At 69.4% G+C, this 13,894-nt stretch carries 9 protein-coding genes; 6 read left to right on the top strand and 3 right to left on the bottom strand.

Annotated elements, in window-relative coordinates:
- Window positions 1-10 precede the first annotated feature (10 nt).
- The gene (locus ACWEN0_RS01655) at window positions 11-910 is read right to left on the bottom strand and encodes a sensor histidine kinase (protein WP_451967962.1); all 900 of its coding nucleotides are present in this window, start codon (window positions 908-910) and stop codon (window positions 11-13) included.
- A gap of 442 nt (window positions 911-1,352) precedes the next feature.
- On the bottom strand, window positions 1,353-2,030 hold the full coding sequence (locus tag ACWEN0_RS01660) for a response regulator transcription factor (RefSeq protein WP_451967964.1): 678 nt from the start codon (window positions 2,028-2,030) through the stop codon (window positions 1,353-1,355).
- Between the two features lie 509 nt (window positions 2,031-2,539).
- Between ACWEN0_RS01660 and ACWEN0_RS01665 the strand changes: the two genes are divergently transcribed.
- The 4 genes from ACWEN0_RS01665 (at window position 2,540) to ACWEN0_RS01680 (ending at window position 9,035) form a co-directional block, all read left to right on the top strand.
- Complete coding sequence (locus tag ACWEN0_RS01665) at window positions 2,540-3,577, top strand: ABC transporter ATP-binding protein (protein WP_451967966.1); 1,038 nt, start codon at window positions 2,540-2,542, stop codon at window positions 3,575-3,577.
- Entirely contained in the window at window positions 3,577-4,458 is an 882-nt protein-coding gene (locus ACWEN0_RS01670; protein WP_451967968.1) for an ABC transporter permease, read from the top strand. Before ACWEN0_RS01665 ends, ACWEN0_RS01670 begins: the two co-directional genes overlap by 1 nt.
- A 96-nt stretch (window positions 4,459-4,554) precedes the next feature.
- On the top strand, window positions 4,555-8,301 hold the full coding sequence (locus ACWEN0_RS01675) for an ABC transporter ATP-binding protein (protein ID WP_451967969.1): 3,747 nt from the start codon (window positions 4,555-4,557) through the stop codon (window positions 8,299-8,301).
- A gap of 128 nt (window positions 8,302-8,429) precedes the next feature.
- The gene (locus tag ACWEN0_RS01680) at window positions 8,430-9,035 is read left to right on the top strand and encodes a DUF4291 domain-containing protein (RefSeq protein WP_451967970.1); all 606 of its coding nucleotides are present in this window, start codon (window positions 8,430-8,432) and stop codon (window positions 9,033-9,035) included.
- Here the strand turns inward: ACWEN0_RS01680 and ACWEN0_RS01685 are convergent.
- Window positions 9,032-9,304 carry a hypothetical protein gene (locus tag ACWEN0_RS01685; RefSeq protein ID WP_451967972.1) on the bottom strand — a complete coding sequence of 91 codons (273 nt, stop codon included), beginning with the start codon at window positions 9,302-9,304 and terminating at the stop codon, window positions 9,032-9,034. The two genes, ACWEN0_RS01680 and ACWEN0_RS01685, sit on opposite strands and share 4 nt — an antisense overlap.
- Before the next feature lie 258 nt (window positions 9,305-9,562).
- Here ACWEN0_RS01685 and ACWEN0_RS01690 point away from each other — a divergent pair, with 258 nt between their 5' ends.
- Both ACWEN0_RS01690 and ACWEN0_RS01695 read left to right on the top strand, forming a co-directional pair.
- The gene (locus tag ACWEN0_RS01690) at window positions 9,563-13,252 is read left to right on the top strand and encodes a multifunctional oxoglutarate decarboxylase/oxoglutarate dehydrogenase thiamine pyrophosphate-binding subunit/dihydrolipoyllysine-residue succinyltransferase subunit (RefSeq protein ID WP_451967974.1); all 3,690 of its coding nucleotides are present in this window, start codon (window positions 9,563-9,565) and stop codon (window positions 13,250-13,252) included.
- Between the two features lie 123 nt (window positions 13,253-13,375).
- The gene (locus ACWEN0_RS01695) at window positions 13,376-13,894 is read left to right on the top strand and encodes a GNAT family N-acetyltransferase (RefSeq protein ID WP_451967976.1); all 519 of its coding nucleotides are present in this window, start codon (window positions 13,376-13,378) and stop codon (window positions 13,892-13,894) included.

Genomic DNA, 13,894 nt, shown 5'->3' on the forward strand with positions numbered 1-13,894 from the left:
TGAAGCTGCCTTAAGACGTCTTCAGCTCCGGAAGCCGGACGGCGAACCGGCTCCCACCCTCGGCCTCGGCCGTCCCACCATGGGCACGAGCGATCTCGGCAACGATGGCCAGCCCCAGCCCGGAGCCCCCCTCATCACGATCCCGGGCGTCGTCGAGCCGGACAAACCGATCGAAAACCCGTTCACGGTCGGCCTCGGGAACCCCCGGCCCATCATCAGCGACGACGAGCACGACAGCCCCGTCCACAACGGACACGCTGACCACGACGCGAGACAAGGCATGCCTCAGCGCGTTGTCGACAAGGTTGCGCACGAGCCGTTCAAGCCGGGCCCGATGCCCCAGCACCACAGGCGCACCGTCCACCTCGACGACGACGCCCGCACGCCCGGCCACCACGACATCGATCACATCGGACAGTGCAACGGCCGTGAACCGATCAGGCCCACCGTGGTCGAGCTTGCCGAGCAGCACAAGATCGGCGACGAGATCCTGCAACCGGGTGACATCGAGCAACGCACCTTCACAGGTCCGCCGCCAGTCGACCCGGTCGGGATGAGCAAGCAGCACCTCGAGCTGCGTCCGCAGAGAAGCCAGCGGAGTCCGCAGCTCATGAGAAGCATCCGAGGTGAACCGGCCTTGCCGCGCAACAGCCTCGTCGAGCCGCCCGAGCATGGAGTTCATGGTCCCGGCAAGCCGCGCGATCTCGTCACCGGTGCCGGGATCGGGAACCCGCCGCCCGAGATCCCCGGCCCCGATCTCGGCAACCTCGCTCCGAATGGCCTCAACCGGCCGCAGGGACCGCCGAACGGCAAGCCAGGCGACCACCCCGACGAGCAAGGCAACAGCAGGAACTCCCACCGCGAGAACGTCCCGGACGAAGTCGACAGCAGCCTGTCCCTCGGGATCCACGGAGACCCCGGCGAAGACGTCGTACCTGCTGTCCCCGCTGACGGCATGAGAAACGAACAGGGAGAGGTAGTCCTCGGTACCCCCGAGCTGAGGAGCACAACCGACAGAGGCGGAAGAGGCGCGATCGATCTGATAAGGCGCCAAGGTGACATCCCCACCCAGCCGAGCACCGCGCAAGGCAGGGCAGGACACGAGCACCCTGCCGGACCGATCGGCAACCTCATAAACAGAGTCACGAACGAGAAGGGTCAAGTCGGCCGGCCGGGCCCCGGTATCGAGCAACTGGACAACGGCATCGGCATGAGCTCCGGCAAGCTGCCGGGCAGCGTCCTCAAGCCGCCCCTGTGCCTGCAGAACAAACCAAAGGGAAACACCTCCCAGCGCAACCCCGGAGGCAAGAAAAGCCGAAACGGCAACCCGAAACCGAGTGGACCGAAGAACCCTAAGCACCGGAGTTCACCACGAGGTACCCGGCCCCCCGAACGGTCCGAATGGTCTCGACCCCAAAGGGAGCATCGATCTTCCGCCGCAGGGCACTGATATGAACCTCGACATGATTGGCGGTGGCAGCGGAGGCGAAATCCCAAAGGTTCTCAACCAACTCAGCCTTCCCGACAACCCGCCCAGCCCGCTGCAGGAGATAGGAAAGAAGAGCAAATTCCTTACCCGTAAGAGCAATATCGACGGCTCCTCGCCGGCAAACCCGCCGAGCAAGATCGAGCTCAAGATCCCCCACCCGAAGAATCCCAGGAAGAACAGAGCCCCCACGCCGAATCAAAGCCCGCAACCGAGAAAGCAGAACAGCATAAGAAAAAGGCTTGGCAAGAAAGTCATCGGCCCCGGTATCCAAAGCCTCGATCTCATCATCCTCGCCATCCTTGGCGGTGAGCATGAGCACAGGAGTGGAATCCCCACCCTCCCGAAGCCGCCGACAAACCCGATAACCGTTCAACCCAGGCAACATGACATCAAGAACAATGGCAGCATAAGAATGCTCCCCGGCAAGCCAAACCCCATCCCGCCCGGTGAAGGCAAGATCAACGGCATACCCCTCGGCCCCCAACCCGGCCCGAAGAGCCTCAGCAAGCCGCCGCTCATCCTCAACAACCAAGATCCGCACCCACCAAAGATGCCACGCAACCCCCACCCCCGCCCAAAACCCGCCAGCCCGGCACCCGCACCCCGACCCACCCCACCCGGAACCGAGCCGGAACCCACCCCGCTGGAAGCCGCACCAGAGGCACCGTGGGGGTCCGGGGGCTCGGCCCCCGGGAGACAGGGATGAGTTGACGTGAAGGGCGAAGCCCGAAGCAGAAACGAGGGCGACCCGCTCAACCAGCCTGGGGGTCACTGGGAGCGGGTCGCCGGTTCCTAGCTTAGAGGGGTCTGGCGGACTTTGCTGCACCGGGTGGGCAAGTCGAGCGAATTCTTTACCGAGTTGATCTGGCTCCGACGTGTGAGCGGAGGGTAAACGCTGAGGTCAGGACCCTTTCGGGGGTGCTGCGGGGGACCGGCTACGGTTGCGGAAAGTGACGAAGGTCGCTCTGCGTGGGTTCGTGCGTTCCGTGGGCGGGTGCGGCGCGGGTAGGGCAGGATGACGCCGCATCAGCGGGAACGTTAGGGGACGGTATGCACGACGGCAGTGGCCGGATTGTGGTGCAGAACCTGAGCAAGCAGTTCGGCGCGGTGAACGCGGTGCAGAACCTCAGTTTCACGGTCGAGCCGGGTTCGGTGACGGGGTTCCTGGGGCCGAACGGTGCCGGGAAGACGACGACGTTGCGGATGTTGCTCGGGTTGGTGACGCCGACGGCGGGGCAGGCGACGATCAACGGGCGGCCACACTCGCAGCTGGGGAATCCGGCGCGGGTGGTGGGTTCGGTGCTGGAGAACGAGGGGTTCCACCCGAGCCGGACGGCGCGCAACCACCTTCGGGTGTACGCCGCGGCGATCGGGGTGCCGGATCAGCGCGCGGACCAGGTGCTGGGGCTGGTGGGGCTGGGGAGTGCCGCGGACCGGAAGGCGGGCGGGTTCTCGCTGGGGATGCGGCAGCGGCTGGCGCTGGCGACGGCGTTGCTCGGTGATCCGCAGGTGCTGGTGCTGGACGAGCCGACGAACGGCCTGGACCCCGAACGCATCCTCTGGTTGCGGAACTTCCTGCGTTCTTACGCGCGGGAGCAGGGGCGGACGGTGCTCGTGTCGAGCCACCTGCTGAACGAGGTCGAGCAGTTGATCGACCAGGTGGTGATCATCAGCCAGGGTGTCACGCGGTACTACGGGTCGCTGGACCAGCTGCGCAAGAGCCAGCAGTCGCGGGTGCTGGTGCAGCCGGCGGATCCGGCCGCGCTGGTGAAGGCGTTGCAGGAGAACGGCGTCCAGCAGGTGTCGCCGACGCCGGACGGGCGGGTCGCGGTCGCCGGGTCGAGTGTGCAGCAGATCGGTGACCTGGCCGCGAAGGCCGGGATCGCGGTCTACGGGATGCAGGAGGACCACGCTGATCTGGAGCGGATGTTCTTCCAGCTGACGCAGGGTCAGTACGCCGGCGGGCCGGGTCATCCGCCGCAGCCGCAGTACCAGGGTCCGCCGCCGGGGTACCCGCCTCAGGGGTATCCGCCCCAGGGGCCGCCGTCGGGTCCGCAGCAGCAGTACTGGGGAGGACCGCAGCAGTGATGGGCAACCTGATCAAGGCGGAGTTCCGCAAGACGCTCTCGCTGAACACCTGGTGGGTGCTGCTGATCCCGCTGGCGCTGGTCGCGTTCTGGCTGACGTTCGCGTGGGGCAAGATCACCAACGACTTCGCGGACTTCCTGGGGTCGGACGAGGCCCGGCAGGTCACCGAGCTGATCGGCCTGGACCCGGCGAAGGTGCCGGTGGGACTGCTCGCGCTGGCGCACGGCGTGAACATCGCGCAGCTGGTCCCCGGGTTGTTCGGCATCTTCGCGCTGGCCGGGGAGTACCGCAGCAAGACGATCACGACGACGTTCCTCACCGCGCCCAACCGGATCTCGGCGCTGACCGCGAAGATGCTCACCTACGTCGGGTGGGGCGCGATCTACGGGCTGGTCAGCTTCGGTGTCTCGGCGGTGGCCGTGATGGCGTCGGTCGACTCGGGCCGGTGGCCGTCGGCGGGGCAGTGGCTGGCCGCGCTGGGCGGCACGGTGCTGGCCGCGGTGCTGGTGACGTTGTTCGGCATCGGGTTCGGCGCGGTGCTGCGCAGTGTGCCGCTGGCCGTCGTGCTGTTCCTGGTGTGGTTCCTGATCATCGAGAACGTGCTCGTGATCCTGCTCTGGGGCCAGACGACGCTGCTGGGCGGGATCCTGCCGAACGGCACCGCGAACGGGATCGTGGGCGGGATCGCCGCGGACGCGTTCGGGTTCAACTCGCTCAACCTGCCCGCGGACGTCAGTTCGGGCGCGCAGTTGCTGCTGCAGTACACCGCGGCGGCGCCGGGTGTGCTGTCGTGGTGGGCCGCGGCGTTGATCTTCTTCGCGTGGACGCTGGTGTTCTTCGGCCTCGGCTGGGCGGGCAACCAGAAGCGCGACATCACCTAGGTTCACCCTTCCGTGAAGGCCACCTCGAAGTCTTCGAGGTGGCCTTCACGGCTTTCCGGGAAATATTTTGTCGGTGGGGACGCTTACTGTGACAACGTGACCATCGCTCCGCCCCGCTCCCGTCAAGAGCTCCCACCCGCTGAGACCGTCGGCTGGGTCCGCCGGCTGTCCGCCGCGGCCTGGGAGCACCGTGCCCTCGTCGTGCTCTCGCTGCTCGCGGCCGTGTTCAGCGTCGGCGTACAGGCCGCGAGCCCGCTGCTGGTGCGCTCGGCGGTCGACGACGCGGTGGCCGGGCACACGTCGGCGCTGGGCGGGATCGCCGCGGTTCTGGTCGCCTTGCAGCTGGTGGCGTTCGGCACCGCGTTCATGCGGCGGTACTTCGGCGGGAAGCTCGCCCTCGACGTCCAGCACGACCTGCGGCAACGCGTCTTCAACGCGGTCTCGAGGCTCGACGGCGGCAAGCAGGACGCGCTGCGCACCGGCCAGGTCGTCTCGCGGGCCATCTCCGACCTGCAGCTCGTCGTCGGGATCCTCATGCAGATCCCGCTGTCGTTCGGCTCGGTGATCTTCGCGGTGCTGTCGTTCGCGGCGATGCTGTGGATGTCGCCGGTGCTGACGCTGATCGCGCTGGTCGTCACGCCCGCGGTCGGCGTCGTCATCGCCCGCAGCCGCAAGCGGCTCTTCCCGGCGACGTGGTCGGCGCAGCAGCGCGCGGCGGACGTCGCGCAGCAGGTCGAGGAGACCGTCACCGGCGTCCGCGTGGTCAAGGGCTTCGGCCAGGAGACGCGGGAGGTCTCGAAGCTCGAGAAGACCGCGCGCAAGTTGTTCGCGGAGCGGCTTCGCGCGGCGAAGCTGTCCGCGGTGCCGGCGGCGACGACGGCGGCGCTGCCCGCCGCCGGCCAGGTCGCCGTGCTCGGCATCGGCGGTGTCCTCGCGCTGAACGGCTCGATCAGCCTCGGCACGTTCCTCGCCTTCGCGACCTACCTGGCGACGCTGATCGGCCCGGCCCGGATGCTGTCCGGCCTGGTCGTGCAGGCCCAGCTGACCCGCGCCGGCGCCGAGCGCGTGTACGAGCTGATCGACGCGCAGCCGGAGGTCGTCGACTCCCCCGGCGCACGGCCGCTGCCGCCGGGGCCGATCGGCGTCGAACTCGAAGACGTCCGGTTCGGCTACACGCGCAACGAGCCCGTGCTGGCCGGCCTCTCGGTCACCGCGAACCCGGGCGAGACGCTCGCGCTGGTCGGCACCGCGGGCTCCGGGAAGTCGACGATCTCCCTGCTGCTGCCCCGGTTCTACGACGTCCACGCGGGCGCGGTGCGGGTCGGTGGCCTCGACGTCCGGGACGTCCCGCTGCGGCAGCTGCGGCAGGCGATCGGCGTGGTGTTCGAGGAGGCGTTCCTGTTCTCCTCGTCGATCCGGGACAACATCGCGTACGGCCGCCCGGACGCGAGCGAAGAGGAGATCGTCGCGGCCGCGCGCGCCGCGGAGGCGGACGGCTTCATCCGCGAGCTGCCCGAGGGCTACGACACGCTGGTCGGCGAGCGCGGGCTCACCCTGTCCGGCGGCCAGCGGCAGCGGCTCGGGCTGGCCCGCGCCCTGATCACCGACCCGCGGATCCTGATCCTCGACGACGCGACGTCGGCCATCGACACCGTCACCGAGGCGGCGATCCACGACACCCTGCGCTCGGTCACCGCCGGCCGGACGACGCTGCTGATCGCGCACCGGCGCTCGACGCTGGCGCTGGCCGACCGGATCGCGGTGCTCGACGAAGGCCGCGTCGTCGACGTCGGCACCGAAGCAGAGCTGATGGCGCGCTGCCCGCTGTTCCGCGAGCTGGTCGCGGGCCCGGGCGACGACGTCGAGGAGAAGCACCGCTGCGAGGGTCTCGACTGCGGCCCGGCCGGGATCACGCCGGCGCTCTGGCCGCGGGACGAGAGCCGCGACGAGGTCGACGACCTGGCCGACGCGGCGCGGCAGCGCAGCGGCAACCCGAACAACAGCGGCTTCGTCGGCGGGGGCGGCGGCCTCGACGTGCCGCCGACGCCGGAGCTGATCGAGGGCGTGCGGAAGCTCCCGGTCGCGGCCGACGAGCCACGACTGTCCGATGTGGACGTCACCGCGCCCGACCCCGGGTTCCGGCTGGCCCGGCTGCTGCGGCCGGTCCGCTGGCCGCTGGCCGTGGTGATCGCGCTGGTGGCGGCCGACGCGCTGGCGTCGATCGCGCTGCCCGGGCTGTACCAGTTCGGCGTCGACCACGGCGTCCGGACGGGCGTCGAGTGGATGATCTGGCTGGCCGCCGGGATCGGCGCCGCGGTGATCGCGGCCGACTGGGCCGTGGTGTTCGCGCAGACGCGCCTGACGTCCCGGGTCGGCGAGACGGTGCTGTACGCGCTGCGCGTCCGCAGTTACGCGCACCTGCAGCGGCTCGGGCTCGACTACTACGAGCGCGAGCTGTCCGGGAAGATCATGACCCGGATGACGACGGACGTCGACGCACTGTCGACGTTCCTGCAGACCGGGCTGGCCACCGCGGTGGTCAGTGCGCTGACGCTGGCCGGGATCACGGCCGCGCTGCTGGTCACCGACGCCGGGCTGGCGCTGTACGCGCTGGCGATGGTCCCGGTGCTGGCGGTGGCGACGGTGATCTTCCGGCGGGCGGCGTCGAAGGCGTACAACGAGGCCCGAGAGCGGGTCAGCGTCGTCAACGCGGACATGCAGGAGAACGTCAGCGGCCTGCGCGTCGCGCAGGCGTACACGCGCGAAGACCGTTCGGCGGAGGCCTTCGCTTCGCGCAGCGACGAGTACCGGCTGTCGCGGCTGCGGGCGCAGCGGTACGTCGCGACGTACTTCCCGCTGGTGGCGCTGTTGTCCGACCTGGCGACGACCACGGTCCTGGTCGCGGGCGCGAACCGCGTCTCGGCGGGCACCCTGTCGGCCGGCGTGCTGCTCGCGTTCCTGCTGTACCTGCAGCAGTTCTTCTCGCCGATCCAGCAGCTGTCGTCGGTGTTCGACGGCTACCAGCAGGCGCGCGTCGGCCTGAACCGGATCGGCGACCTGCTGCGGACGCCGACGTCGGTGCCGGCGGCGGAGAACGCCGTCGCGGTGCCCGCGCGGCTGCGGGGCGAGGTCTCGTTCAAGGAGGTCGAGTTCTCCTACACCGGCACGGAGGCGAAGGCGCTGGAGCAGTTCTCGCTGGACGTCGCGGCCGGGGAGACGGTCGCGCTGGTCGGCGCGACCGGCGCCGGCAAGTCGACGGCGGTGAAGCTGGTCGCGCGCTACTACGACGCCACCGGCGGCGAGGTCCGGATCGACGGCACGGACGTCCGCGAGTACGAGCTCGCCGGGCTGCGGCGCCGGATGGGCGTGGTGCCGCAGGAGGCGCACCTGTTCTCGGGCACGGTCGCGGACAACGTCCGCTACGGCCGCCCGGCGGCGTCCGACGCGGAGGTCGAGGCGGCGGTCCGGTCGGTGGGCGCGTTCGACGGCGTCGCGGCCCTGCCGGCGGGCTTCCTGCAGCCGGTGGGCGAACGCGGCCGGTCGCTGTCAGCGGGCCAGCGCCAGCTGGTCGCGCTGGCCCGGGCGGAGCTGGTGGACCCGGACGTCCTGCTGCTCGACGAAGCCACGGCGGCCCTGGATCCGTCCACCGAAGCGGCCGTGCTCCGCGCGACGGAGACGGTGTCCCGTCGCCGCACGACGTTCGTGGTGGCCCACCGCCTGGCCACGGCGGCCCGCGCGGACCGCATCGTGGTCCTGGACCACGGCCGCATCGTCGAAACCGGAACCCACGAAGAACTCCTGGCGGCCAACGGCCCCTACGCCCGCCTCTGGGCCCTCGGCTGACGTGCGCAAAGAGTCGACACGCGTGATGGGAAGGTCGACACGCGTGTCGACTCTTCAATCACGGGTGGTGCCTCTTTGGGCACGAAAGTTCGTGGCCCGGCGGGCGGGGCGCTGGGAGCATGGCGGGCATGTTCGAACAGCAACGGGCACCCGACCGGCAGGTCCGGGCCGCGCAGACCGGGACGACCGTCCGGGTCTACCAGGCCTACACCCCCGCCATCGCCGACGCCGCGCTCGAAAAACAGACTTTCGTCGCGCCGTTCAAGCGGGACCGGATGACGTGGATCAAGCCGTCGTTCCGGTGGATGGCCTACCGCTGCGGCTACGGGAGCAAGCCGGGGCAGGAGCGCGTCCTGGCGATCGACATCACCCGCGACGGCTTCGAGTGGGCCCTCGCCCACGCCGCGCTCAGCGTTCCGCGCCCCGGCCAGGACCACCACGAGTGGAAGCGGCAGCTCGAGACGAGCCCGGTGCGCGTCCAGTGGGACCCGGAGCGAGACCTCCACCACACCGCGCTGAACTTCCGCGCCATCCAGGTCGGGCTGGGCGGCGAGGCGGTCGACCGCTACGTCGACGAGTGGATCACCGCGATCACCGACGTCACGCCGCTGATGCGCGACATCTCCGGCCTCCTGGCCACCGACCAGCTGCACAAGGCGGTCAAGCTCGTCCCCCACGAGCCGCCGTACGACCTGCCGGCCGGCCTCGCGGAAGCCATCGACGCCACGGCTTAGGGCAGCGCCCGCCACTTCAGCGAGCCCATCCCCGCCGCCTCGACGTCCGGGCGACCCGCCCAGCGGAACGTCCCCGGCCGCACGTGGACGCCGGCGCCGACCAGCCAGTCCGGCTCGCCGGGCTCGACCCACTCCATCTCCTCGAAGTCCGCCGGCGTCGACCAGACGGCCGAGCACGAGTCGCACATCAGCACGACCGCTCCGGACTCCGTCACCAGCGGCCTGACCAGGCCCTGGTCCCAGAACGAAGGACATTCGACCAGCCACATCCCACCAGTGGAACCCGCCGCGGTGAACGCCCGGCGGACACCGCGCGAACCCGGCCGGAAGAGCCCGAAAACCCTGTACCCGGTCCAGCGCTTAAGGTTCCCTTAGCACATCTTGATCGAGTCAGTGACCGATCCCCTAGTGCGCCACGCCTCACACAGGCCGGTTCCATCACATCGCGGTCACCGAGGGGGTTAGCCTGGTAGGCGCATCAGCGGATTCATGATCGAGATCGAGACGGATAGAGGCGAGCCCAAGCCGTGTCCAGCAGCAGCCCTGCGTCACAGTTCGGCCCCAACGAGTGGCTGGTCGAAGAGATGTACGACCAGTTCCTCGCCGACCCTTCCTCAGTCGATGCCGCATGGCACGACTTCTTCGCGGACTTCAAGCCGACGCAGAACGCTCAGGCCAAGGCCGACTCGGCCCGGCAGCAGGCCGAGTCGAAGCCCGCGACGAACGGCCAGGCGGCGCAGCCGTCGCCGAAGGCCGTGCAGAACGCGGAGTCGGCGGCCAAGCAGGCGGCCACCAAGCCCGCTCCGGCGAAGCCGGCGCCCGCCAAGCCGGCGCCGAAGCAGGAGCAGAAGCCGAAGGCCGAGCCGAAGAAGGACGAGGCGGAGTCGAAGCAGCTGCGCGGCGCCGCGGCGGCCATCGCCAAGAACATGGACGCGTCGCTGAGCGTCCCGACCGCGACGAGCGTGCGCGCGGTGCCGGCCAAGCTGATGGCCGACAACCGCATCGTCATCAACAACCACCTCAAGCGCACCCGCGGCGGCAAGATCTCCTTCACGCACCTCATCGGCTACGCGATGGTGCGCGCGCTGAAGAGCTTCCCGAACATGAACCGGCACTACCAGCTGATCGACGGGAAGCCGTTCGCGATCACGCCGGAGCACGTCAACTTCGGCCTCGCGATCGACATGAAGGGCAAGGACGGCTCCCGCACGCTGGTCGTCGCCTCCATCAAGAACTGCGAGGACATGACGTTCCTGCAGTTCTGGCAGGCGTACGAGGAGATCGTCAAGAAGGCCCGCAACAACAAGCTGACCGCGGACGACTTCTCCGGCACCACCATCTCGCTGACCAACCCGGGCGGCATCGGCACCAACCACTCGGTGCCGCGCCTGCAGGCCGGCCAGGGCGCCATCATCGGCGTCGGCGCCATGCAGTACCCGGCGGCGTTCGAGGGCACCAGCGAGAAGACGCTGGTCGACCTCGGCATCAGCAAGATCATGACGCTGACCTCGACGTATGACCACCGCATCATCCAGGGCGCGGAGTCCGGCGAGTTCCTCAAGCGCATCCACCAGCTGCTGCTCGGCGAAGACGGCTTCTACGACGACGTCTTCACCAGCCTGCGCCTGCCGTACGAGCCGATCCGCTGGGTCGCCGACATCCCGGACGGCCCGGTCGACAAGACCGCCCGCGTCATCGAGCTGATCGACGCGTTCCGGATGCGCGGCCACCTGATGGCCGACACCGACCCGCTGAACTACCGCCAGCGCAGCCACGCCGACCTCGACGTCCTCTCCCACAACCTGACCCTGTGGGACCTGGACCGCGAGTTCCCGGTCGGCGGCTTCGCCGGCCAGGAGCGGATGAAGCTGCGCGACATCCTGGGCGTGCTGCGCAACTCCTACTGCCGCACGGTCGGCATCGAGTACACGCACATCCTCGACCCGGAGGAGCGTCGCTGGATCCAGGACCGCGTCGAGATCCCGCACGAGAAGCCGGACCCCGCGGTCCAGAAGTACGTGCTCTCGAAGCTGAACGCCGCCGAGGCGTTCGAGACGTTCCTGCAGACCAAGTACGTCGGCCAGAAGCGGTTCTCCCTCGAGGGCGGCGAGACGGCGATCCCGCTGCTGGACACGCTGCTGGACAAGGCCGCCGAGCACGAGCTCGACGAGGTCGTCATCGGCATGCCGCACCGCGGCCGGCTGAACGTGCTGGCGAACATCGTCGGCAAGCCGATCAGCCAGATCTTCCAGGAGTTCGAGGGCAACCTCGACCCGGGTCAGGCGCACGGCTCCGGTGACGTGAAGTACCACCTCGGTGCCGAGGGCAAGTACTTCCGCATGTTCGGCGACGGCGAGACGAAGGTGTCGCTGACCGCGAACCCGTCCCACCTGGAGACGGTCGACCCGGTGCTCGAGGGCATCGTCCGCGCGAAGCAGGACATCCTCGACAAGGGCGGCGAGGGCTACACCGTCCTGCCGGTCCTGATGCACGGCGACGCGGCCTTCGCGGGCCAGGGCGTCGTGGCCGAGACGCTGAACCTGGCGCTGCTGCGCGGGTACCGCACCGGCGGCACCGTGCACGTCATCGTCAACAACCAGGTCGGCTTCACGACCGCGCCGGAGCACTCGCGCTCCTCGCAGTACGCCACCGACGTCGCGAAGATGATCGGCTCGCCGATCTTCCACGTGAACGGTGACGACCCGGAGGCCGCGCACTGGGTGGCCAAGCTGGCCGTCGAGTACCGGCAGGCGTTCCACAAGGACGTCGTCATCGACCTCATCTGCTACCGCCGCCGCGGGCACAACGAGGGCGACGACCCGTCGATGACGCAGCCGGCGATGTACGACATCATCGACACGAAGCGCTCGGTCCGGAAGACCTACACCGAGTCGCTGATCGGCCGCGGCGACATCTCCGTCGAGGAGGCCGAGGCCGCGCTGCGCGACTTCTCGAGCCAGCTTGAGCACGTCTTCAACGAGGTCCGCGAGCTGGAGAAGCACCCGGCGAAGGCGAGCCCCTCGGTCGAAGAGGAGCAGCAGGTGCCGGCGAAGGTCTCGACGGCGATCACCGCCGAGACGCTGCAGCACATCGGCGACGCGTTCGTGAACGTGCCCGAGGGCTTCACCCCGCACCCGCGCGTCAAGCCGGTCATGGAGCGGCGCCACAAGATGTCGCGCGAAGGCGACATCGACTGGGCGTTCGGCGAGCTGCTCGCGTTCGGGTCGCTGGCGATGGAGGGCCGCCTGGTGCGGCTGTCCGGCCAGGACTCCCGCCGCGGCACGTTCACCCAGCGGCACTCGGTGTTCATCGACCGCAAGACCGGCCAGGAGTACTCGCCGCTGCAGAACCTGGCCGACGGTCAGGGCCGCGTGATGATCTACGACTCGGCGCTCTCGGAGTACGCGGCGGTCGGCTTCGAGTACGGCTACTCGGTGGCGAACTCCGAAGCGCTCGTGATGTGGGAAGCGCAGTTCGGTGACTTCGTCAACGGCGCGCAGACCGTCATCGACGAGTACATCTCCTCCGGCGAGGCCAAGTGGGGCCAGCGCTCGGACGTCGTGCTGCTGCTGCCGCACGGCCACGAGGGCCAGGGCCCGGACCACACCTCCGGCCGCATCGAACGCTTCCTGGCGCTGTGCGCCGAGGGTTCGATGACGGTGGCGGTGCCGTCCACCCCGGCGAACTACTTCCACCTGCTGCGCCGCCACGCCCTCGACGGCATCCAGCGCCCGCTGGTCGTCTTCACGCCGAAGTCGATGCTGCGCAACAAGGCCGCGACGTCGGCGGTCGAGGACTTCACCGGCCAGTCCCGGTTCATGTCCGTCATCGACGACGTGACGCCGGACCCGGCGAAGATCCGCAAGGTGCTGCTGACCTCCGGGAAGCTGTACTGGGAGCTCGTCGCCGAGCGGGCCAAGCGTGAAGCGGACGACGTCGCGATCGTGCGGATCGAGCAGTACTACCCGCTGCCGAAGAAGAAGCTGGTGGCGGCACTCGAGCGGTACACGAACGCGGCGCAGGTCGCGTGGGTCCAGGAGGAGCCGGAGAACCAGGGCGCGTGGCCGTTCTTCGGCCTGAACCTGCCGCGGAAGTTCCCGGAGCTGCTCTCGAAGCTCGAGGTCGTCTCGCGGCGTCCGATGGCGGCGCCGTCGGCCGGCTCGTCGAAGGTGCACGAGGTCGAGCAGAAGGCGCTGATCGCGAAGGCGTTCGACTGATCGCTTGACGGTCCGTGAAGGCCGCTTTGAGGGACTCGGAGTTCCTCGAGGCGGCCTTCACGGCTTTCCGGGGCACGCAAAACGGCGTTGCCGTCGCGTGGCGCTCGCGGCAAGGTGACGACCATGCTGATCCGCCGCGAAACGCCCGCCGACCACGCGACCGTCCACGCGATCCACAGCGAAGCCTTCCGGCGCGAACCCGGAGTCACGCCGGTCGAAGCCCCGCTGGTGGACGAGTTGCGTGCCGACGGCGACCTGGTCGACGCGCTGTCGCTGGTGGCGGTCCGGGACGGCGAGGTCGCCGGGCACGTCTGCTGCAGCCGCGCCCGGGTCGGTGAGGACACGACGTCGGCCGTCGGGCTCGGGCCGATCGGCGTGCGGCCCGCGCACCAGGCGAGCGGCGTCGGCGCGGCGCTGATGCACGCGGTCCTCGGCGCGGCGGACGCGCTCGGGTACGGGCTCGTCGTCCTGCTCGGCAACCCGGACTTCTACACGCGCTTCGGCTTCGTGACGGCCTCGACGCTGTCGATCGCGGCGCCCGAACCGGCCTGGGGCAAGCACTTCCAGGCCCGCACGCTCACCGGCTACAAGCCCACGCTGGCGGGCGCCTTCGCGTACGCGCCGGCGTTCTCCCGGATCTGA

It is taken from the genome of Amycolatopsis sp. NPDC004378, assembly GCF_053602455.1.